The sequence below is a fragment of the Pseudomonas lini genome (assembly GCF_964063345.1).
GTDB classification, from domain to species: domain Bacteria; phylum Pseudomonadota; class Gammaproteobacteria; order Pseudomonadales; family Pseudomonadaceae; genus Aquipseudomonas; species Aquipseudomonas lini_B.
The window spans coordinates 2,920,057-2,942,481 of sequence record NZ_OZ061318.1 but is presented as its reverse complement, the minus strand read 5'-3'; the positions used below and the strand labels follow the sequence as shown (position 1 = coordinate 2,942,481).

At 60.4% G+C, this 22,425-nt stretch carries 18 protein-coding genes and 1 pseudogene; 12 read left to right on the top strand and 7 right to left on the bottom strand.

Annotated elements, in window-relative coordinates; all coding sequences use genetic code 11:
- Positions 1-22 precede the first annotated feature (22 nt).
- From pepP to gcvP, 9 genes and pseudogenes are all read left to right on the top strand, one after another.
- Positions 23-1,357, top strand: coding sequence for a Xaa-Pro aminopeptidase (gene pepP / locus AB3226_RS13345; RefSeq protein ID WP_367373386.1), 1,335 nt, complete (start codon positions 23-25; stop codon positions 1,355-1,357).
- A complete protein-coding gene (gene ubiH, locus AB3226_RS13340) occupies positions 1,354-2,541 on the top strand; it encodes a 2-octaprenyl-6-methoxyphenyl hydroxylase (RefSeq protein WP_367373385.1) in 1,188 nt (395 codons plus the stop codon). The genes pepP and ubiH overlap by 4 nt, the downstream gene beginning before the upstream one ends.
- 22 nt (positions 2,542-2,563) lie before the next feature.
- Positions 2,564-2,659: pseudogene (locus tag AB3226_RS13335) on the top strand (tetrameric acyl-CoA thioesterase); the annotation flags it as partial.
- A 9-nt stretch (positions 2,660-2,668) separates the two neighbouring features.
- The gene (locus AB3226_RS13330) at positions 2,669-3,886 is read left to right on the top strand and encodes a 2-octaprenyl-3-methyl-6-methoxy-1,4-benzoquinol hydroxylase (RefSeq protein ID WP_367375795.1); all 1,218 of its coding nucleotides are present in this window, start codon (positions 2,669-2,671) and stop codon (positions 3,884-3,886) included.
- 247 nt (positions 3,887-4,133) lie between these two features.
- Positions 4,134-5,138, top strand: a complete 1,005-nt coding sequence (locus AB3226_RS13325; RefSeq protein WP_367373384.1) for an extracellular solute-binding protein — start codon at positions 4,134-4,136, stop codon at positions 5,136-5,138.
- Between the two features lie 177 nt (positions 5,139-5,315).
- Complete coding sequence (locus AB3226_RS13320; protein ID WP_367373383.1) at positions 5,316-6,932, top strand: ABC transporter permease; 1,617 nt, start codon at positions 5,316-5,318, stop codon at positions 6,930-6,932.
- A 315-nt stretch (positions 6,933-7,247) separates the two neighbouring features.
- Positions 7,248-8,330 (top strand): glycine cleavage system aminomethyltransferase GcvT, encoded by a 1,083-nt coding sequence (gene gcvT, locus AB3226_RS13315; protein WP_367373382.1) that lies wholly within the window; start codon positions 7,248-7,250, stop codon positions 8,328-8,330.
- 50 nt (positions 8,331-8,380) lie between these two features.
- Positions 8,381-8,764 (top strand): glycine cleavage system protein GcvH, encoded by a 384-nt coding sequence (gcvH, locus tag AB3226_RS13310; RefSeq protein WP_367373381.1) that lies wholly within the window; start codon positions 8,381-8,383, stop codon positions 8,762-8,764.
- Positions 8,765-9,034: 270 nt separating this feature from the next.
- The gene (gene gcvP, locus AB3226_RS13305) at positions 9,035-11,908 is read left to right on the top strand and encodes an aminomethyl-transferring glycine dehydrogenase (protein ID WP_367373380.1); all 2,874 of its coding nucleotides are present in this window, start codon (positions 9,035-9,037) and stop codon (positions 11,906-11,908) included.
- Between the two features lie 182 nt (positions 11,909-12,090).
- On the opposite strand, the gene AB3226_RS13300 is transcribed toward gcvP, so the two are convergent.
- The 5 genes from AB3226_RS13300 to AB3226_RS13280 all read right to left on the bottom strand — a co-directional run bounded on the left by AB3226_RS13300 (position 12,091) and on the right by AB3226_RS13280 (position 16,185).
- The gene (locus AB3226_RS13300) at positions 12,091-12,411 is read right to left on the bottom strand and encodes a DUF2388 domain-containing protein (protein ID WP_367373379.1); all 321 of its coding nucleotides are present in this window, start codon (positions 12,409-12,411) and stop codon (positions 12,091-12,093) included.
- Positions 12,412-12,479: 68 nt separating this feature from the next.
- Entirely contained in the window at positions 12,480-12,917 is a 438-nt protein-coding gene (locus tag AB3226_RS13295; RefSeq protein WP_367373378.1) for an NfeD family protein, read from the bottom strand.
- An 11-nt stretch (positions 12,918-12,928) separates the two neighbouring features.
- Positions 12,929-13,849 carry an SPFH domain-containing protein gene (locus tag AB3226_RS13290; RefSeq protein WP_367375794.1) on the bottom strand — a complete coding sequence of 307 codons (921 nt, stop codon included), beginning with the start codon at positions 13,847-13,849 and terminating at the stop codon, positions 12,929-12,931.
- Positions 13,850-13,960: 111 nt separating this feature from the next.
- Positions 13,961-15,745: a GspE/PulE family protein gene (locus AB3226_RS13285; protein WP_367373377.1), complete on the bottom strand. Its 1,785-nt coding sequence runs from the start codon at positions 15,743-15,745 to the stop codon at positions 13,961-13,963.
- 101 nt (positions 15,746-15,846) lie between these two features.
- A complete protein-coding gene (locus tag AB3226_RS13280) occupies positions 15,847-16,185 on the bottom strand; it encodes a hypothetical protein (protein WP_367373376.1) in 339 nt (112 codons plus the stop codon).
- Positions 16,186-16,312: 127 nt separating this feature from the next.
- Here AB3226_RS13280 and AB3226_RS13275 point away from each other — a divergent pair, with 127 nt between their 5' ends.
- Positions 16,313-16,777 (top strand): Lrp/AsnC family transcriptional regulator, encoded by a 465-nt coding sequence (locus AB3226_RS13275; protein WP_046045137.1) that lies wholly within the window; start codon positions 16,313-16,315, stop codon positions 16,775-16,777.
- 125 nt (positions 16,778-16,902) lie between these two features.
- Here the strand turns inward: AB3226_RS13275 and AB3226_RS13270 are convergent, their stop codons facing one another.
- The gene (locus tag AB3226_RS13270; protein WP_367373375.1) at positions 16,903-18,270 is read right to left on the bottom strand and encodes an inorganic triphosphatase; all 1,368 of its coding nucleotides are present in this window, start codon (positions 18,268-18,270) and stop codon (positions 16,903-16,905) included.
- A gap of 159 nt (positions 18,271-18,429) precedes the next feature.
- On the opposite strand from AB3226_RS13270, the gene argE reads away from it, so the two are divergent.
- Positions 18,430-19,599, top strand: a complete 1,170-nt coding sequence (gene argE / locus AB3226_RS13265; RefSeq protein ID WP_367373374.1) for an acetylornithine deacetylase — start codon at positions 18,430-18,432, stop codon at positions 19,597-19,599.
- A gap of 269 nt (positions 19,600-19,868) precedes the next feature.
- Entirely contained in the window at positions 19,869-21,167 is a 1,299-nt protein-coding gene (gene argA, locus AB3226_RS13260; protein ID WP_008026003.1) for an amino-acid N-acetyltransferase, read from the top strand.
- Between the two features lie 168 nt (positions 21,168-21,335).
- Here the strand turns inward: argA and tauA are convergent, their stop codons facing one another.
- Positions 21,336-22,325, bottom strand: a complete 990-nt coding sequence (gene tauA / locus AB3226_RS13255; RefSeq protein WP_367375793.1) for a taurine ABC transporter substrate-binding protein — start codon at positions 22,323-22,325, stop codon at positions 21,336-21,338.
- Positions 22,326-22,425 lie beyond the last annotated feature (100 nt).

Here is a 22,425-nt window from a genome sequence, read left to right as displayed (position 1 = left end):
TGCCAGGGAAAGCCATCTGCCCATGATTCATATCCCGAAATCGGAATACAGCCGTCGCCGCAAGGCGCTGATGGCGCAGATGGAACCCAACAGCATCGCGATCCTGCCCGCCGCCGCGGTGGCCATCCGCAACCGCGATGTCGAGCACGTCTACCGTCAAGACAGCGATTTCCAGTACCTCAGCGGTTTCCCCGAGCCTCAAGCCGTCATCGTCTTGATGCCTGGCCGTGAGCACGGCGAATACGTGCTGTTTTGCCGGGAGCGTAATGCCGAACGTGAATTGTGGGACGGCCTGCGCGCCGGCCAGGAAGGCGCGATCCGCGACTTTGGCGCCGACGACGCGTTCCCGATCACCGACATCGACGACATCCTGCCGGGCCTGATCGAAGGCCGCGACCGGGTGTACTCGGCCATGGGCAGCAACCCGGAATTCGATCGGCACCTGATGGACTGGATCAACGTGATCCGCTCTAAGGCGCACCTCGGCGCCCAGCCGCCGAACGAATTCGTTGCCCTGGATCATCTGCTTCACGACATGCGCCTGTATAAATCGGCGGCAGAAGTGAAGGTGATGCGCGAAGCCGCACGGATTTCCGCCCAGGCCCATATTCGTGCGATGCAGGCCAGCCGTGCCGGTTTGCATGAGTTCAGCCTCGAAGCCGAGCTCGATTACGAGTTCCGCAAGGGCGGGGCGAAGATGCCGGCTTACGGGTCGATCGTCGCGGCGGGGCGCAACAGCTGCATCCTGCATTACCAGCAGAATGATGCGGTGCTCAAGGACGGCGATCTGGTGCTGATCGACGCCGGTTGCGAGATCGACTGCTACGCCAGCGATATCACCCGCACCTGGCCGGTCAACGGCAAGTATTCACCGGAGCAGAAGGCGATTTACGAGTTGGTGCTGGCTTCCCAGGAAGCAGCGTTTGCCGAAATTGCGCCGAACAAGCACTGGAATCAGGCGCACGAAGCCACGGTCCGGGTGATTACCACCGGTCTGGTGAAGTTGGGCCTGTTGCAGGGTGACGTCGACGAGTTGATCGCCAGCGAAGCCTATAAAGCGTTTTACATGCACCGCGCCGGCCACTGGCTGGGCATGGATGTGCACGACGTCGGCGAATACAAGGTCGGCGGCGAATGGCGCGTGCTGGAAGTCGGCATGGCGCTGACGGTCGAACCGGGCATTTACATTGCTCCAGACAACCAGAACGTAGCGAAGAAATGGCGCGGCATTGGCGTACGCATCGAGGACGACGTGGTGGTCACCAAAACCGGTTGTGAAATCCTGACTAACGGCGTGCCGAAAACGGTCGCCGAAATCGAGGCATTGATGGCCGCAGCACGGACACAAGCGGCATGAGTCGAGTCAATCTGGCAATCATCGGTGGTGGCCTGGTCGGCGCCAGTCTGGCGTTGGCGTTGCAGGCCGGGGCCAAGGCCCGTGGCTGGAAGATCGTGCTGATCGAACCGTTTGCCCCCGGCGATACCTATCAACCGAGTTATGACGCCCGCTCTTCGGCGCTGTCCTTCGGTGCGCGGCAAATTTATCAACGGTTGGGCGTGTGGCAGGAAATCTCTCGCCGCGCCGAGCCGATCAAGCAGATTCATGTCTCCGACCGTGGACGTTTCTCCACCGCGCGGCTGTCGGCGATGGAAGAGGGCGTTCCGGCGCTGGGTTATGTGGTGGAAAACGCCTGGCTTGGCCAATGCCTCTGGCAAGGTCTGGACAAGGACGTGATCAGTTGGCGTTGCCCGGCGGAAGTCATCCGCATGGAACCGTTGACCGACGGCTATCGCCTGACCCTTAACGATGAAACCACCCTGGAATGCGACCTTGCGGTGCTCGCCGATGGCGGCCGTTCCGGTTTGCGTGAGCAACTGGGGATCGGCATCAAGAAACGCCCGTACAACCAGAGCGCGCTGATCGCCAACATCACCCCAAGTGAAGCGCACAACGGCATGGCCTTCGAGCGTTTCACCGACGATGGTCCGATGGCCTTGCTGCCGTTGCCGGACAATCGTTGCGCCTTGGTCTGGACCCGTCTGGGTATGGACGCGCAACGGCTGGCAGCCCTGGATGACCGCAGCTTTCTTGCCGAGTTGCAGGGCATCTTCGGTTATCGCCTCGGCACGCTGAAACAGGTGGGCGCGCGGCATTTGTATCCGCTGTCGCTGATCGAAGCCGAGGAACAAGTCCGCCCGCATCTGGCGATTCTTGGCAACGCCGCCCACAGCCTGCATCCGATTGCCGGGCAGGGTTTCAACCTGTCGTTGCGTGACGCCCAGGCGCTGGCCGACAGTTTGTTGGGCAGCGAGACATCGCCCGGCGACTTCGCCACCTTGCAGGCCTATCGCGAGCGTCAGCGTCTGGACCAGAGCCTGACCGTGGGTTTCTCCGATCAGGTCACCCGCTTGTTCGGCAGCACGCAGCCGCTGGTTTCCCTGGGCCGCAACATTGGGCTGCTCGGCCTCGATCTGCTGCCGCCGGCCAAGCGCTGGTTCGCCCGGCAGGCCATGGGCTTGGGTACGCGTCCCGATGATTAAGCGAAAACCGGGCAGGGTGCACCTGCAAGTCGATATTCATGACGGCGCGAGCACTTGGGTGACGCGGGTCGAGAAAAACCTTTATGGGCGGCTCAAGCCGCAAGCGAGACAGGCTTAAAGCATGGAAATGCGCGCAGATCTGCTGATTGTCGGGGCCGGAATGGTCGGCAGTGCCCTGGCGCTGGCGTTACAAAACAGTGGGCTCGAAGTCCTGCTGCTGGACGGTAGCCCCCTGAGCGTCAAACCCTTCGATGGGCAGGCGCCGTTCGAACCGCGGGTGAGCGCCTTGTCGGCGGCCAGCCAGCGAATACTCGAACGTCTCGGCGTCTGGGATGGCATCGCCAGCCGGCGCAGTAGTCCGTACACCGACATGCACGTCTGGGACGGCAGCGGCACCGGGCAGATCCATTTCTCGGCGACCAGTGTGCATGCCGAAGTGCTCGGGCATATCGTCGAGAACCGCGTGGTTCAGGACGCTCTGCTCGATCGACTGCACGACTGCGATCTCGGGATGCTGGCCAATGCGCGTCTGGAGCAGATGCGCCGCTCCGGTGACGACTGGCTGCTGACCCTGGCCGATGGCCGCACCTTGCGCGCGCCTTTGGTGATTGCGGCGGATGGCGCCAACTCGGCTGTTCGACGCCTGACCGGTGTTGCAACCCGTGAGTGGGATTACATGCACCACGCAATCGTCACCAGTGTGCGCAGCGCAAAACCTCATCAAATGACCGCGTGGCAGCGCTTTACCGACAATGGCCCGCTGGCGTTTCTGCCGCTGGAACGGGACGGTCAACAGGATTGGTGCTCGATCGTCTGGTCGACCACGCCGACCGAAGCCGAACGCCTGATGGCGCTGGACGACGAAGGCTTCTGCAAGGAGCTGGAACGGGCCTTCGAGGGTTGCCTCGGCACAGCGCTCAGCGTCGACCCGCGTTTGTGCGTGCCGCTGCGTCAGCGTCATGCCAAGCGTTACGTGGCTGAAGGCCTGGCGCTGATCGGCGACGCGGCCCACACCATCCATCCGCTGGCCGGGCAGGGCGTGAACCTCGGTTTCCTCGATGCCGCGGTGCTGGCCGAAGTGCTGCTGCAAGCGGCCGCGCGTGGCGAGCGGTTGGCGGACGTGAAAGTGCTCAGTCGCTACGAGCGTCGGCGCATGCCCCACAACCTGACGTTGATGGCGGCGATGGAAGGGTTCGAACGACTGTTCCAGGCCGATCCGTTGCCGGTGCGCTGGTTGCGTAATACCGGGTTGAAGATGGTCGATCAGATGCCCGAGGCCAAGGCGTTGTTCGTGCGTGAAGCGCTTGGGTTGATTGGGGATCTGCCGGCGTTGGCCAAGGCTTGAAATTTTCGCTGTGGTAGCTGGCCCCATCGCGGGCAAGCCCGCTCCCACAGGTATTCAGGTGTTAATGCATTATGTGTGAGCGCTGAAGCTCCTGTGGGAGCGGGCTTGCCCGCGATGGCGGCAGACCAGCCACCTCATATCCCAAGTTGTGCAACATCCGGTAACTCCTCCACTCACTGTTCGATTGAGAAGCGAAATGTGAGTCCTTATCATTTGGCCTCACTTCCCCACTCGAGAGACCGCTTCCATGTTGGCACCCAAGCGTCTACTGACCGCACTGGCCTTGACCCTGATTGGCAGCACCGCTGCCCAGGCCGCCGACGAGGTGGTGGTTTACTCCTCGCGTATCGATGAGCTGATCAAACCGGTCTTCGATGCCTACACCCAGAAAACCGGCGTGCAGGTGAAATTCATCACCGATAAGGAAGCGCCGCTGATGCAGCGGATCAAGGCCGAGGGCGAAAACGCCACTGCCGACCTGCTGCTGACCGTCGACGCCGGCAACCTCTGGCAGGCCGAGCAGATGGGCATCCTCCAGCCGTTCACTTCCAAGGTGATCGACGCCAACATCCCACTGCAATACCGCGCTTCCTCCCATGCCTGGACCGGCCTGAGCCTGCGGGCGCGGACCATCGCCTACTCCACCGACCGGGTGAAACCCGGTGAGCTGAGCACCTACGAGGCGTTGGCCGACAAACAGTGGGAAGGCCGCCTGTGCCTGCGCACGGCGAAGAAGGTCTACAACCAGTCCCTGACCGCCACCATGATCGAAGTCCATGGCGCCGAAAAAACCGAGAAGATCCTCAAGGGCTGGGTTAATAACCTGTCCACCGACGTGTTCTCCGACGACATTGCCGTGCTGGAGGCGATCAACGCCGGCCAGTGCGACGTCGGCATCGTCAATACTTACTACTACGGTCGTTTGCACAAACAGAAGCCAGACCTGCCGGTGAAGCTGTTTTGGCCGAATCAGGGCGACCGTGGCGTACACGTCAACCTGTCGGGCATCGGCCTGACCAAACACGCGCCGCACCCGCAAGCTGCCAAGGCGCTGGTGGAGTGGATGACCACGCCTGAAGCGCAGAAGATTTTCGCTGACGTGAACCAGGAATTCCCGGCCAACCCTGCCGTTCAGCCTTCAGCTGAAGTCGCGAGCTGGGGCAAGTTTGTGGCTGATACCTTGCCGGTGGAAATCGCCGGCAAGCGTCAGGCTGAAGCGATCCGGATGATGGATCGGGCTGGCTGGAACTGAGTCTGTCGATATACTGCGCCACACAATGAAGTCGGCGGCGTCCCTGCCGGCCTGATCATTCCCACGCTCTGCGTGGGAATGCATCCACCGACGCTCCGCGTCGAGGCGTGACGCAGAGCGTCACAAGATGTGTGCCCACGCAGAGCGTGGGCACAATCATTTAAACGAGAGCTTTCCTTGGCCCACCCCGCCCAACGCCGCTGGTATCCCCTGGTCTTCGCCATTGCTGCGCTGGTCCTGCTGCCCCTGAGTGTCCTGCTTCTTTCCTGGCAAACCATCGATCAGCAGATCTGGTCCCACCTGTGGGAAACCCAGATGCCACGACTGCTGGGCAATACCCTCACGCTGGTCCTTGGTGTCGGTTTCGGCGTAACGCTGCTGGGCGTCAGCCTGGCCTGGCTCACCAGCCTCTGCGAATTCCCCGGGCGGCGTTGGCTGGACTGGGCGCTGATGCTGCCCTTTGCGATTCCTGCGTACGTGCTGGCATTTGTCTTCGTCGGTCTGCTGGATTTCGCCGGCCCCGTGCAAACCTTGCTGCGCGAATGGTTCGGCAGCGGTTTGAGGCTGCCGCGAGTGCGTTCCACCGGCGGTGTGATTCTGGTGCTGGTACTGGTTTTCTATCCGTATGTTTACCTGTTGGCGCGTACCGCATTCCTGGCTCAGGGCAAAGGCTTGATGGAAGCAGCGCGAGTCCTTGGGCAATCTCCATGGCAGGCGTTCTGGCGCGTGGCGTTGCCGATGGCACGTCCGGCCATCGGCGCGGGAGTGGCGTTGGCGCTGATGGAAACCCTGGCGGATTTCGGTGCGGTGTCGGTGTTCAACTTCGATACGTTCACCACCGCTATCTACAAAACCTGGTACGGCTTTTTCAGTCTTTCCACCGCGGCGCAACTGGCCAGTCTGTTGCTGTTGGTGGTGATGGTGGTGCTGTATGGCGAGCGCCGTGCCCGCGGGGCCAACCGGGCGAGCAACGAACGGCCACGGGTCAAGGCGTTGTATCACCTGCGCGGGGTCAAGGCGCTGGCGGCCATGAGCTGGTGTGGTCTGGTCTTCGCCTGCGCCTTCGTCATTCCCGTGCTGCAACTGGTGGTGTGGTTCTGGCAACGTGGACGTTTCGATCTGGATGAGCGTTATACCGGATTGATCATCCATACCTTGTACCTGGGTGGCATGGCGGCGTTGATCACCGTCGGTGTTGCTTTGGTGCTGGCCTTTGCCCGTCGATTGGCGCCGACCCGGGCGATCCGTTCTGGCATCAGTCTGGCGAACCTTGGCTACGCTTTGCCGGGCTCGGTGCTGGCGGTGTCGATCATGCTGGCGTTCAGTTACCTGGATCGCGAAGTGGTGATCCCGCTGTCGGGGTGGCTGGGCGGCGCGGGCAAACCGCTACTGCTGGGCAGTCTGTCGGCGTTGTTGCTGGCCTATCTGGTGCGATTCATCGCTGTGGCCTATGGACCGCTTGAAAGCAGCCTGGCGCGAATACGGCCCTCTTTGCCCGAAGCTGCACGTAGCCTTGGCGTCAGTGGGCCACGACTGTTTTTCAAAGTGTATCTGCCGCTCCTGCTGCCGGGCACGTTGAGCGCGGCGTTGCTGGTATTCGTCGACGTGCTCAAGGAAATGCCCGCGACCCTGCTGATGCGCCCGTTTGGCTGGGACACACTGGCGGTGCGGATCTTTGAAATGACCAGCGAAGGCGAGTGGGCGAGGGCCTCATTGCCGGCACTGACGCTGGTGTTGGTCGGGTTGTTACCGGTTATCGGATTGATCCGACGTTCGGCGCATCGAAACACGTAGGCGCCCTGTCTCGCGAATCCGTCCCGAGTTTGACGAGTGACTGTTATTGCCAGGCAAGGCGCCGTGACGAGTCATAGCTCGCTATGGCGAGGAACGGCAACGCAGCATGGCAATAACAGGCGCCGTCAAAACGGGACAGTGATTCGTGAGACAGGGCGCTGTGCCAGTCCTACACCTTGCGGCTACAATGCGCGGCATTCGGTGCGGTCCGTCTTTCAGACCGGGTCGCTGAAACGGCTGAAAGCCTTTTATTTCAAGGCATTCACCCCGTGCAGCGCCTGTCCGCATCTTCGCCACGCCCGGAAGGAGAAACCCATGGGACAGCGTACGCCTCTGTATGACCTTCATCTCGCCCTCGGCGCGAAGATGGTCGATTTTGGCGGTTGGGATATGCCTTTGCATTACGGCTCGCAGGTCGAGGAACACCATCAGGTGCGCCGCGATTGCGGGGTTTTCGATGTATCCCACATGACCGTGATCGATGTTGACGGCCCCCAGGCCAAGGCCTGGCTTCAGTATTTACTGGCCAATGACGTCGAACGTCTGCACAGCCCCGGCCGTGCCATGTACAGCGCCATGCTCAACGAGCACGGTGGCATCGTCGACGACATGATCGTCTACCGTCTCGAGGACGGTTATCGCCTGGTGGTCAACGCCTCCACCCGCAATCAGGATCTGGCCTGGATGCAAGCTCATCTCGGCGACTTCGAGGTGCAGCTCAACGAGCGCTCCGAGTTGGCGATGCTGGCCATTCAAGGGCCCCACGCCCGGCACAAGATTGCCGAACTGGTGACTCAGTCCCGTGGCACGCTGATTCAGCAGCTCAAATATTTCGAAGGTCAGACCGACGGTGACTGGTTCATCGCGCGCACCGGTTACACCGGTGAGGATGGTCTGGAAATCGTGCTGCCGGCCGATCAGGCGCCGGGGTTCTTCAATGATCTAGTGGGTGCGGGCATTTCCCCGATCGGCCTCGGCGCGCGCGATACCTTGCGGGTCGAAGCCGGCATGAATCTCTACGGTCAGGATATTCATCAAGACGTTTCGCCATTGGCTTCCAACATGGCCTGGAGCATTGCCTGGGAACCGGCCACGCGCCAGTTCATCGGCCGCACTGCCCTGGAAGCCGAACTGGCTGCCGGCGTGCAGCACAAACTGGTCGGTCTGGTCCTTGAAGAACGGGGAGTTTTGCGTGCGCATCAGGTGGTTCGCATCGCCGATGTTGGCGAAGGGGAGATCACCAGTGGTAGTTTCTCTCCTACGCTTAGCAAGTCGATAGCACTGGCGCGCGTGCCGGTGGCCACCGCCGACCGCGCTGAAGTGGAAATCCGTGGCAAGTGGTACCCGGTTCGAGTGGTCAAACCGACCTTCGTACGCCACGGCAAAACCTTGATCTAACTTTTTTTGGCGGGCAATGACCGCTGACATTTTTCTTGAGGACACAGAACATGAGCGAAATCCCTGTCGACCTGCGTTTTGCCGAAAGTCACGAATGGGCCCGTCTAGACCATGATGGCGGCGTGAAAGTGGGTATTTCAGACCATGCTCAGGAAGCCTTGGGTGACGTGGTGTTCGTTGAACTGCCGGAAATCGGCAAAGTGTTCGCTGCCGGTGAGGCTGCGGGTGTAGTCGAGTCGGTCAAGGCCGCCTCCGATATCTACTCGCCAGTCTCCGGTACCGTCATTGCCGTTAACGAAGAATTGGCCAACAACCCGGAACTGGTCAACAGCGCGCCTTATGACAGCTGGTTCTTCAAGCTCGAGCCAAGCGATACCTCTGAGCTGGACAAGCTGCTCGACCCGTTGGCCTACAAGGCTGCTATTGGCGAGTAAGCCTTCAGCGTTACCCCAAAAGCCCCGATTTTTCGGGGCTTTTTTGTCTCTGCTAACTTGATGCGCTGGAGATTGATGTGGGAGCGGGCTTGCTCGCGAAAGCGATTAATCATTCAACGTATATGTCGACTGACCCACCGTTTTCGCGAGCAGGCTCGCTCCCACAGGGTATGTGTCAACCTTTCCCACAGGTTCGCTGCTGGCAGCGACTGCTATGCTGGTTTGACCGCATTGCATCGACGCCGAGCGCCAGTCAAGAGAGAGCCCGTCATGTCCCAGTTGCCGTCCTTGAGCCAGTTACGCGACCCCAATACCTTCCTGCGCCGCCACTTGGGCCCTGATGCCGCCGAGCAGCAAGCGATGCTCGACAGTCTTGGTCTTGGCAGCCGGGTCGAACTGATCGAGCAGACGGTGCCGCCGGGAATCCGCCTCAACCGGCCACTGGACTTGCCGCCGGCCCTCGACGAGGAAGCCGCACTGGCCAAGTTGCGGGGCTATGCCGAGCAGAACCAGGTCTGGACCAGCCTGATCGGCATGGGGTACCACGGCACCCTCACGCCGGCCGTCATCCTGCGCAATGTGTTGGAAAATCCCGGTTGGTACACTGCCTATACGCCCTATCAACCAGAGATCGCCCAAGGCCGGCTCGAAGCGTTGCTGAATTTCCAGCAGCTAACCATCGACCTGACCGGCCTGGAACTGGCCAACGCCTCACTGCTGGATGAAGCCACGGCGGCAGCCGAGGCCATGGCTCTGGCCAAGCGTGTGGCCAAATCCAGAAGTAACCTGTTTTTCGTCGATGAGAATTGCCACGCGCAGACCATTTCCGTGGTGCGGACCCGGGCCGAAGGGTTCGGTTTCGAGCTGATCGTCGACGCTGTGGATAACTTGAAACAGCACCAGGTGTTCGGCGCGCTGCTGCAATATCCCGACACTCACGGTGAAGTGCGCGATCTGCGTCCATTGATCGATCATCTGCATGCCCAACAAGCTTTGGCTTGTGTGGCGACCGACCTGCTAAGCCTGCTGTTGCTGACCCCTCCGGGGGAGTTGGGCGCTGATGTGGTGTTCGGTTCATCCCAGCGATTCGGCGTGCCCATGGGTTACGGCGGCCCGCACGCGGCTTTTTTTGCCAGTCGCGACGAATACAAGCGGGCGATTCCCGGCCGGATCATTGGCGTGTCGAAAGATGCTCGCGGCAACGTCGCCCTGCGCATGGCCCTGCAAACCCGCGAGCAACATATCCGCCGGGAGAAAGCCAACTCCAACATCTGCACCGCTCAGGTGTTGCTGGCCAATATCGCCAGTTTCTACGCGGTCTACCATGGCCCGGAAGGGCTCAAACGGATTGCCCAGCGCGTCCATCGGCTGACCTGCATCCTCGCTGCCGGCCTGGAGCGCCATGGCATCACCCGTCTCAACCAGCATTTCTTCGACACCCTGACCCTGGAGGTCGGTGGCACTCAGACTGCGATCATCGAAAGTGCCCAGGCGGCGCAGATCAACTTGCGCATTCTTGGCCGTGGACAGCTCGGCCTGAGCCTCGACGAAACCTGTGACGAAACCACCGTGGCGAAGCTGTTCGATGTGTTTCTCGGCGCCGATCATGGGCTCAACATCGACGAATTGGACGCTGAAACGCTGGCATCCGGCATTCCTGCCGGGTTGCAGCGCAGTACACCGTATCTGCGTCATCCGGTGTTCAACGCTCATCACAGCGAAACCGAAATGCTGCGTTATCTCAAGCAGCTGGAAAACAAAGACCTGGCGCTCAACCAATCGATGATTCCGCTGGGCTCCTGCACCATGAAGCTCAACGCCACCAGCGAGATGATCCCCATCACTTGGCCGCAGTTCGCCAACCTGCATCCGTTCGTGCCGAAAGAGCAGGTGGTGGGTTATTCCTTGATGATCGAGGAACTGGAGCGCTGGCTCTGCGCGATCACCGGTTTCGATGCGATCTGCATGCAACCCAACTCGGGCGCTCAGGGTGAGTACGCCGGGTTGTTGGCGATTCGCAAATATCACGAGAGCCGCCATCAGGGCGCGCGGGATATCTGCCTGATCCCGTCCTCGGCCCATGGCACCAATCCGGCCTCGGCGCAGATGGCCGGGATGAGGGTGGTGATCGTCGAGTGCGACGAGGGGGGTAATGTCGATCTGAATGATCTGAAGGAAAAAGCCACAGAGGCGGGAGACAAACTCGCCTGCCTGATGGCGACTTATCCTTCGACCCATGGGGTCTACGAGGAGGGCATCAGCGAGATCTGTGAAGTTATTCACAGCCATGGCGGTCAGGTGTACATGGATGGCGCCAACCTTAATGCGCAGGTTGGACTGGCACGGCCGGCCGACATCGGTGCCGACGTGTCGCACATGAACTTGCACAAAACCTTCTGCATTCCCCACGGCGGTGGCGGACCGGGGATGGGCCCGATTGGCGTTCGGGCGCACCTTGCACCGTTCGTTGCCAATCACCCGGTAGTGCCAATCGATGGCCCGCTGCCGGAGAACGGCGCGGTGAGCGCGGCACCTTGGGGCAGCGCAAGCATTCTGCCCATCAGCTGGATGTACATCGCCATGATGGGGCCGCAACTGGCGGATGCGAGCGAGGTGGCGATTCTCGCCGCGAATTATTTGGCACAGCATTTGGCTGGCGCATTTCCAGTGCTCTACACCGGGCGCAACGAGCGAGTGGCCCACGAATGCATTCTCGACTTGCGACCGCTCAAGGCGCAGACCGGGATCAGTGAAGAAGACGTTGCCAAACGCCTGATGGATTACGGCTTCCATGCGCCGACTATGTCATTCCCGGTGCCGGGGACCTTGATGGTCGAACCGACCGAGAGTGAATCGAAGGCGGAGCTGGACCGTTTTATCGGCGCGATGCTGAGTATCCGCGCGGAAATCACCGAGGTGCAGAACGGCAACTGGCCGGCGGAGGACAACCCGCTGAAACGCTCACCGCATACCTTGGCCGACATCACCGGGGTTTGGGAGCGCCCGTACAGCATTGAGCGGGCGGTGACGCCGGATGCTCACACCAAGGCCCATAAGTATTGGCCGGTGGTGAACCGTGTGGACAATGTCTACGGGGATCGCAACCTGTTTTGCGCGTGTGTGCCGGTGGATGAATACCGCTGACAGGGGGAGGCTGATCGTTCCCACGCTCTGCGTGGGAATGCATCCCGGGACGCTCCGCGTCCCAAGAGCGGACGCAGAGCGTCCATGGCGGCGCTACCACGCGGAGCGTGGGAGCGATCATCGACAATTAGGGGGCAAAAAAATGCCGCTCATGAGAGCGGCATTTTGTTCAGCAACGAACTTTATTTCGAGGCGATGGCATTCTTCGCCAGGATGGCGTTCGCCAGTTCCATGTCCGTGGCTTGCAGGCCAGGGTTGTCGGCGCGGACTTTCTGTATCGCGGCTTCCAGGTAAGGGCCGCGAATTACGCCATCACTGGCGACAAAGCTGCCGGCGTCGTCCTGGGCGGCGACGACCAGCTTGTGATCCCTGGAGGTCAGGTAGGACGTACCGGTGGTGGCACCGGACGTAAGGACGTTACGCAAAAAGCTGTCATCAGCCATCGCCGAACCGACTTGAAGGGACAACACGGCGAAGGTAGCGACAGCAAGTTTGAGACGCATAAAAGGTGACTCCACTGGGTTTTAACTGCGGCCTTTGATTGCCGATAACCCAATCGAGTTCCGTGACGTTAGTCGGCTCGCTCCACCAGTAAAATCGCCCCTTGTTGCCCGACCACCCGAACACGGCTGCCGGATGCGGAGTCAGGTCCTCGGGCCATCCACACGCCATCGGCGACCTTGATCTTGCCGCGGCCGTCGACAATCGCTTCGCTGACCACAAACACCTTGCCGATCAGCTCTTGTCCTCGCAGGTTCAGATTCGGCTGGTCGCTGGCCCGCACCACACTGCGTTGACGTCTCCACCAGTACAGCGCGGTGAGGATTGAAAAGACCGCAAACAGCAGCACCTGCAATTCCCAGGGCAAGCCCGGTATCACGAAGGTCAGCACGCCGACAGCGGCGGCTGCCATGCCGATCCACAACAGATAACCACCGGCCCCGAATACCTCGAGGATCAACAACAGCGTGCCCAGGGCCAACCAGCTCCAGAACGAAAACAGCTCCATGGGCACCGACCTCAGCCTTTCTTGCCGTCGAACGTGGCCTTGACGATTTCGCCAATGCCGCCGACTGCGCCGATCATCGAACTGGCCTCGAGCGGCATCAGGATCACTTTGCTGTTGTTGGCCGAGGCCAGTTTGCCTAAGGCATCGATGTACTTCTGCGCAACGAAGTAATTGACCGCCTGCACGTTACCGCCGGCGATGGCTTCGGACACGACTTTGGTGGCTTGGGCTTCGGCCTCGGCCTGACGCTCCCGGGCCTCAGCTTCGAGGAACGCCGCCTGACGGCTACCCTCGGCTTCCAGGATTTGCGCCTGCTTCTTGCCTTCTGCGGTGAGGATCGCCGAGGCGCGCAAACCTTCGGCTTCAAGAATCTGTGCGCGTTTGATCCGCTCGGCTTTCATCTGGCCGGACATGGCGGCCATCAGGTCGGCGGGAGGGCTGATGTCCTTGATTTCGATCCGGGTGATCTTGATGCCCCACGGTGCGGTAGCCTCATCAACGGTGCGCAGCAGTTTTTCGTTGATGTTGTCGCGCTGGCTGAGCATCGCGTCCAGCTCCATGGAGCCAAGCACGGTACGGATATTGGTTTGCAGCAGATTGCGGATCGCGTGTTCGAGGTTGTTCACCTCGTAGGCGGCCTGGGCGGTGTTGACCACCTGGAAGAAGCACACGGCGTCGATTTGCACGGTGGCGTTGTCGGCGGTGATGACTTCCTGGGGCGGGATGTCCAGCACGCTTTCCATCACGTTGATCTTGCGGCCGATGCGGTCCATCACCGGAATGATGATGTTCAAGCCTGGTTTGAGGGTGTTGGTGTAACGGCCGAAACGTTCGACCGTCCATTCAAAGCCCTGGGGCACCACCTTGAAACCCATGAAAAGAATGGCCACGGTCAGCGCGACGAAAAGACTCAGTGCAATACCCATAACGATCCCTGTCCATCTGGTGGAGTTGCGATGGCCAGAGTGTAGGGCAAAAGGCCTGCAACGTTGTGTTCGACGTGAGGCTTTAGATGTCTGAACGCGTGCTACCGGGACTATTGCCTACTTCTGCTCACTTTGCGGCGTCACTCGCAACACCTCTTCGATGGTGGTCAAACCCGCCGCCACTTTCTGCGCCCCCGACAGCCGCAAGCTGCGCATGCCTTCCTTGAAGGCCTGACGGCGGACCGCCAGCAAATCGGTGTCGGGATTGATCAGCGCTTTAATGCCGTCAGTCAGCTGCATGATTTCGTACACCCCGGCGCGGCCGCGATAGCCGGTTTCGCGGCATTCCAGGCAACCGATAGCGCGTTGTGCGTTACTTGGCAGTGGCGCTTGCCAAGGTCGGGTCAGGGTATGCCAGTCGTCCTCGCCCAAAGTTAATGGCGCCTTGCAATGCGGGCAAAGGGTCCGGACCAGACGCTGAGCCATAACCCCTAGCACCGTGGCCTTGATCAGGTAATGCGGCACGCCGAGCTCCAGCAGGCGGCTGATGGCGCTCGGGGCGTCGTTGGTGTGCAACGTCGACAACACCAAGTGACCGGTGAGTGCGGCCTGAATCGCCATTTCGGCGGTTTCGAGGTCGCGGATCTCGCCGATCATGATGATGTCCGGGTCTTGCCGCATCAGTGCGCGCACACCGGCGGCAAAGGTCAGGTCGATGTTGTGCTGGACCTGCATCTGATTGAACGCCGGCTCGACCATTTCGATCGGGTCTTCAATGGTGCAGAGGTTGACCTCCGGCGTCGCCAGTTTCTTCAAGGTGGTGTACAGCGTGGTGGTCTTGCCTGAACCGGTCGGCCCGGTCACCAGAATGATGCCATTGGGCTGGCGGGTCATGTCTTGCCAGCGACGCAGGTCATCGGCGGAAAAACCCAGCTGATCGAAGTCCTTGAGCAGCACTTCCGGGTCGAAGATCCGCATGACCATTTTTTCGCCGAACGCAGTCGGTAGTGTCGACAGCCGCAGCTCGACTTCGCCGCCATCCGGGGTCTTGGTTTTGACCCGGCCGTCCTGGGGTTTGCGCTTTTCCGCGACATTCATCCGCCCCAGGCTTTTCAGGCGGCTGACGATGGCCATGGTCACCTGCGGCGGGAATTGATAGACGTTGTGCAGCACGCCGTCGATGCGAAAACGTACCGTGCCTTGCTCGCGCCGGGGTTCGATGTGGATATCGCTGGCCCGTTGCTGGAACGCGTACTGGAACAGCCAATCGACGATATTGACGATGTGTGCATCGTTGGCGTCCGGCTCCTGGTCGCTGGCGCCGAGGTTGAGCAACTGTTCGAAGTTGCCCAGGGTGCTTGTTTGCTGATCAGCGTTGGTGGCGCCGGTGACCGATTTGGCCAGGCGGAAAAACTCCACGCTGAAGCGCTGGATGTCCACCGGGTTGGCCACCACGCGCTTGATCGGCAGTTTCAGCACGTGGGTCAGGTCGGCTTCCCAGCTGCTGACGAAGGGCTGGGCGCTGGCTACGGTGACGGCGTCGCGGTCAATGGACACCGCCAGAATCTTGTGGCGTTGGGCGAAGGCATAGGACATCAACGGCGTAATGGCCGCGACATTGATTTTCAGCGGGTCGATGCGCAAGTAAGGCTGACCGGCCTGCTGAGACAGCCAGAGCGTCAGGCTTTCCAGGTCGAGGTGTTTGCCGGGACGGCTGAGGTCGTCCAGGTGTTGGCTGGCAATGAATTCCAGCGGGTGCTGCTGACCATTTATGGCGTGACGGCGGCGGGCGTTGAGTGCGTGTTCGGCCGAATCCTGACTGATAAAGCCTTGGGCGACCAATTCACGCAGCAAATCATTGAGGTCCAGCCAGCGGTCCTGAGTGGCGAGTTGAACGGACATGCGGGCTCCTTATGAACAACCGTTCGCAAAGGATAGTCGCGCACCCGTAAACCGTTGGGCCACTACCGGACCAAGTCGTGTCGGGTTTTTTCAGGGTTTTTTTAACCAGCTGCCTGAGCTGGCTCTCCCCACGCAGAATCAGTCGCTTGCAGGTTCACCGAGCAGACGCTGATCAGGTTACGTAATTTTTCCGCGATCACTTGAGCACGGTGCCAGCTCAGGCCGTCCATGACGATGTCAATCGACAGCAAATCGTCCATGCGCTGCACGTTGACCTGCTGCGGCGTCAGAAACTGCAAGGCGAACAGATTGAGCGCCCGGCACAGCAGATCCGGCTCGGCCTCGGCCAGTAATTGATAGTGAACGCGGCAGTGGGCATTGCTGACGTTCCAGACATCGGCGCGGGCGGGCGGGGTGTTCACGGCTTCTAAATGCGGCATGGTCCGGTCTCCAAAATCACTGGAGGAATTTTTACATTCGGTGCGGGGCATTTCTTATCTATGATTGGGCTTATTGACCATTTATCGAATCGATCAATTCGATTAAGTACCCACTATAGGTTTTTCTATGCACAGCGAGCTGGATGGCTACGACCGCAAGATTCTCGCGTTGCTGCAAGAGGACGCTTCGCTTTCCAGTGCACAGATTGCCGAACAGGTAGGGCTCTCGCAGTCGCCGTGCTGGCGGCGGATTCAGCGGATGAAGGAAGAGGGGATCATTCGCGGTCAGGTGACGTTGCTTGACCGCAAGAAAATCGGCCTTAACACGCAGATCTTCGCCGAGATCAAACTTAACGCCCACGGACGCTCGAACTTCACTGAGTTCACCGAGGCGATTCGCGGTTTTCCCGAAGTGCTGGAGTGTTATGTACTGATGGGGTCGGTGGATTTCTTGCTGCGGATCGTTACGGCGGACATTGAGGCTTATGAGCGCTTCTTCTTCGAGAAGCTGTCGATGGTGCCGGGGATTCAGGAGGTCAACTCGATCGTGGCGTTGTCGGAGATCAAATCCACGACGAGTTTGCCGGTCTGAAGTTTTTGCGGTGGATGTGAAGGCCTCATCGCGGGCAAGCCCGCTCCCACAGTATTTTGTGTTGAAACACGATGCGCGTTCCAGCATTGATCCCTGTGGGAGCGGGCTTGCCCGCGATGGCGGTCTTACATACGCAGGAGCATCTTCCAGGCACGATTCTGATACACCGCAATCGCTTGGTGCTTACGCGCATCCAGCAACTCATCGGTGATCGGCTCGTTGGCCAGTTGCGTCAGTTTGTTCAGCTCACCGTACAGGCGATCCATTTCCGGGATCTCCAACACGCCACGGGCATGGTGCAGCCAGGCTTGGATGCGCTCGATACGCGGCAGCTGCTCGGCCAAGTCTTCCGGCTGTTGCTGGTAACGCTGCAATTGCAGCGAGTTGGCTTCTTCACCCAGCATGCGCGGCAGCCAGCTGCCCAGTTGTGCCGCACCCTGGCGATTGCCACGGGTGTTGCGATCGGCGGCCCAGGTGCGGGCCAGCAACCAGCGCGACGTGTTCAGGGAGAACAGGCCCCAACGCACGTCTTCCAGCTCTTCGAGGAATTGCTCCGGCGCGGCTTTGCGCACGTCTTCGTCGTCCAGGCCGGCTTGTACCAGCGGGCGCCAGTCTTCCAGCAGGGCATCCAGCGCGACCCGCAGATCGTGAGTCGACTGACGCGGTGCGGCCTGACCGAGGCTGCTGATCAGCGCGCGCATTTCAGCGAGGTTCTCGACCCAGTCCTGCAACAGGCGCCAGTGGCCATTGAAGCGATATTGCTCGGCCAGACGCTGGCTGCTGCTCAGCAAATGCCAGCTCAGGGAGGCGAACGCATCGTCCAGCGGCATTTCGGCGGTGATCTGCGGCGCCGGCAAGCTCAGCGAGTAGCTGTTGGCGTCGAACAAGCGATAACCGCGTTCGGCCTTGCTGATGTCACATGGCATCAGCGCCAGGGTCGCAGCCAGTTCGGCGGCCAGTTCCAGCAACGCGGCCGGTTCGCCTTCGCGTAGCTCCAGCTCCAGCTCGCAGATTTCTTCTTTCTGCTTGCCGACCACCACGTGGCCCAGGTCCAGCGCGGCTTCGATGACCACTTTGGTCTTGCCACGGCCCCAAGCGATTTCCGCGCGTTCGCGAACAAAATCGGTGGTGAAGATGGCTTTCAGGGTTTTCTTGTCCAGCTCGGCCAGCTCTTCGGGCCAGCATTCACCGTCGAGTTTCTTCACGTCGAGCTTGGCTTTGGGCAGGGACCAGTCGTACTCGTGACGCTCGGACAGACCGGCGACGCTCTGGCCACGGGTCTTGAGGGTCTGAATCACTTCTTCGCCATCGCGGCGCAGGCGCAGGGCAACCTTGGCGCGGGCCAGGTCGCGCTCAGGCGTGTCGAAGTACTGGTTCATCAACTCACGGCGTTCCCAGCCACTTTTGTTGCGTTTTTTCAGTAACGGGTGCTCGCGCAGGGCGGCGAGGGTTTCGCGGCTGACGCGGAGTTTGATTTCGGTTTCTTTCTGCATGGCCGGAAAATCCAGGATCGGGAGCGCAGCCGGGGGAATGTGTGGCTGCCAAGGTCGTGCAGTGTACAGGACTCCCCCCTCCTACGCGTCGCAACGGTTTATTCCTGTCGCCGGATGGTTCTATGATGGACTTCAATTCGGGAGTGTTGGGAGTCAGCGATGCCTTTGCCGTCCATGAAAGATCAGTTCGCTGCGCTGATCGCCGCGCCGTCTGTCAGCTGTACCCAACCCAGCCTGGATCAAACCAATCGGCCGGTCATCGACTTGTTGGCGACATGGCTCGGGGACTTGGGTTTTGCCTGCGATATCCAGCAGGTCAGCCCCGGCAAATTCAATCTGCTGGCCAGTTTTGGTTCCGGCCCCGGCGGCCTGGTGCTGGCCGGTCACAGCGATACGGTGCCGTACGACGAGGCGTTGTGGCAGACCGACCCGCTGAAGCTGACGCAAGTGGATGGTCGCTGGGTCGGCTTGGGCAGTTGCGACATGAAGGGTTTTTTCGCCCTGGCCATCGAAGCCGTCAAACCTTTGCTCGACCAACCGTTCAAGCAACCCTTGCTGATCCTCGCCACCTGCGATGAAGAAAGCTCGATGTCCGGCGCTCGCGCTCTGGCCGAAGCTGGGCGACCATTAGGTCGCGCAGCGGTGATCGGCGAGCCGACCGGGCTGAAGCCGGTGCGGATGCACAAAGGCGTGATGATGGAGCGCATCGACATCCTCGGCCAGAGCGGCCATTCTTCGGACCCGCGCCTGGGCCACAGTGCCCTCGAGGCCATGCACGATGCCATCGGCGAACTGCGCGGCTTGCGCTTGGCGTGGCAGCGCGAATTTCGTAACTTGCAGTTCAGCGTGCCACAACCGACGATGAATTTCGGCTGCATTCACGGCGGCGATAACCCCAACCGCATCTGCGGCCAGTGCTCGCTGGAGTTCGACTTGCGTCCGTTGCCAGGCATGGACCCCAAAGCCCTGCGCGCGGCGATTTTGCAGAAACTCAATCCAATTGCCGAACGGCATATGGTTAAGATCGATTACGCGCCGCTGTTCCCCGAAGTGCCGCCGTTCGAGCAGGCCGAGGACTGCGAATTGGTGAGGATCGCTGAAAAGCTCACCGGCCATCGCGCCGAAGCAGTGGCGTTCGGCACGGAAGCGCCTTATCTTCAGCGTCTTGGTTGTGAAACGCTGGTATTGGGGCCGGGTGATATCGCCTGCGCACACCAGCCGGGGGAATACCTCGAAATGTCACGTTTGCAGCCTACCGTGCATCTATTACGACAACTGATTGAACATTACTGCCTGACACCGGCCAAAACGGCGATGCCAGTGCGTTAAGTGCAAAAATCAATGTGGGAGCGAGTCTGCTCGCGAATGCGATTGAACAGGCGGCATTGATGTCGACTGTCACGGCGTCTTCGCGAGCAGGCTCGCTCCCACAGGGTTTGTGCTTTGCCTGACAAGCCGTATAAATTGCCGGTACCCAAACCCGTATTCATGAGGAGAGCGCGCGTGTCGCCAAGCCTGTTCCGACGATAACCATCAGCCCGCTGTGCGTTTACTGCTTTACCCTTTTTTCGGCTGCTATTTATTACAGGCCCAGGTTCATGCCCGAATACGTCAATTGGCTTCGTCACGCTTCGCCTTACATCAACGCCCACCGCGATTGCACCTTCGTCGTCATGCTGCCCGGCGACGGCGTGGAGCACCCGAACTTCGGCAACATCGTCCACGACTTGGTGCTGTTGCACAGCCTGGGCGTACGACTGGTGCTGGTTCACGGTTCGCGTCCGCAAATTGAAACCCGCCTCGCTGCTCGTGGCCTGACCCCGCATTACCACCATGGCATGCGCATCACCGATGCGGCGACGCTTGAGTGCGTGATCGATGCGGTCGGCCAGCTGCGCATCGCCATCGAAGCGCGGCTGTCCATGGACATGGCCTCGTCGCCGATGCAGGGTTCGCGCCTGCGGGTGGCCAGCGGCAATCTGGTCACTGCACGGCCGATCGGCGTACTTGAAGGTGTCGACTATCACCACACCGGCGAAGTGCGTCGGGTTGATCGCAAGGGCATCAATCGCCTGCTGGACGAGCGCTCCATCGTGCTGTTGTCGCCATTGGGTTACTCGCCGACCGGTGAGATCTTCAACCTCGCTTGCGAAGATGTCGCTACTCGCGCCGCTATCGATCTGGGTGCGGACAAGCTGCTGCTGTTCGGCGCCGATTTGGGCTTGATCGATGAAAATGGTCGTCTGGTTCGCGAATTGCGCCCGCAGCAAGTGCCGGCGCATCTGCAACGCCTGGGCAGCAACTATCAGGCCGAACTGCTGGACGCGGCCGCTGAAGCGTGCCGGGGCGGGGTGGCGCGCAGTCACATCGTCAGTTACGCCGAAGATGGCGCGCTGCTGACCGAACTGTTCACCCGTGACGGTGGCGGTACGCTGGTGGCGCAGGAGCAATTCGAAGTTGTGCGCGAGGCGGCCATCGAGGACGTCGGCGGTTTGCTCGACTTGATCAGCCCGCTGGAAGAGCAGGGCATTCTGGTACGGCGTTCCCGCGAGGTGCTGGAGCGTGAGATCGAGCAGTTCAGCGTGGTCGAACGCGAAGGCATGATCATCGCCTGTGCGGCGCTGTATCAGATCGCCGATTCGGATGCCGGGGAGTTGGCGTGTCTGGCGGTGAACCCGGAGTACCGCCATGGCGGTCGCGGCGATGAACTGCTGGAGCGCATCGAAACCCGCGCTCGGGCTCAGGGGCTGAAAACCTTGTTCGTGCTGACCACCCGGACGGCCCACTGGTTTCGTGAGCGGGGCTTCGTGCCGAGCAGCGTCGAACGCCTGCCGTCGGCGCGGGCGTCGCTTTACAACTACCAGCGAAATTCGAAGATCTTCGAAAAAACCCTCTGACTGGGTGGCTGTCCGTGTTGGCTTTTGTGGCGAGGGAGCTTGCTCCCGCTGGGCTGCGAAGCGGCCCCAAAACCAGTAAACGCGTTATGACTGATTCACCGCGTTGTCGGGTTTGGGAGTCCTCCGGCCTCCAGCGGGAGCAAGCTCCCTCGCCACAGGTTTTGCGTGTTATTCAGTGACGAATTTCGCGCTGACGTACGGCGAATAATCCGGCAGTACCGTCTCGACCTTCCCTTGCTCCTTCAAGAACTTAGCCGTCTCGCCAATCGCCTTGGCTGTGCCGCCATCGAGCAGCGCGGTGGTCTGTTGTGCCTTGGCATCCGGGAATGCGGAACCGGCCAGCAGCTCCGGCACATCGGCGGCATTGGCACCGGTCAATTTGGCGATTTTCTGCACCGGTACCGAATCAGCGGTCCAGCTGTCTTTATGGGCGGCATAGTCGGCGAATGAATCCAGGGTGACCTTGGCAAATCGGGCCACGACTTCAGGATGCTTCTCGGCGTAATCCTTGCGAGCGACCCACACCTCGAAGGTCGGCGCGCCCCATTGGCCGACCTGCGCCGCGTCGGTCAACGTCTTGCCGGTCTTGCGGATCTCCCCCAGCGCCGGCGACCAGACAAACGCGCCATCGATGTCGCCACGCTTCCAGGCTGCGGCGATCTCCGCCGGTTGCAGGTTCACCACTTTGACTTTCGAGGCGTCCAGGCCCCAATGCTTCAGCGCGCCGAGCAGGCTGTAGTGGGAGGTTGAAACGAAGGGCGTGGCAATGGTTTTTCCGATCAGATCTTCCGGTTTATCGATGCCGCTGCCATTGCGCACCACAAGTGCTTCGGCAGCGTTGATCTGAGCCGAAACAATGAACGCGACAATCGGCAGATTGCGCGAAGCGGCTGCCGCCAACGGGCTTGAGCCGAGATTGCCAATTTGCACATCGCCGGATGCAATGGCGGTGACCACTTCCGGGCCACTGTTGAAGCGACGCCAATCGATTTTCTGGCCGATGGTTTTCTCGTAAACGCCATCGGCCTGAGGAACTTTGCTGGGATCGATACCGGTTTGATAACCGACGGTGAGAGTGGTCGCCTGGGCGGAAAAAGAAAATATAAGCGATACACAAACTGTAACAAATTGACTAGATAGTGCGCGTTTGGCCATGATGGCGTCGCCTTTTCGAAAGTGATTGACGTTTGGGGAATACGTCAAAGCTAATCGATCTAAAAAAATGCTAACAAATACCATTTAGGAATTAGCTTATGAG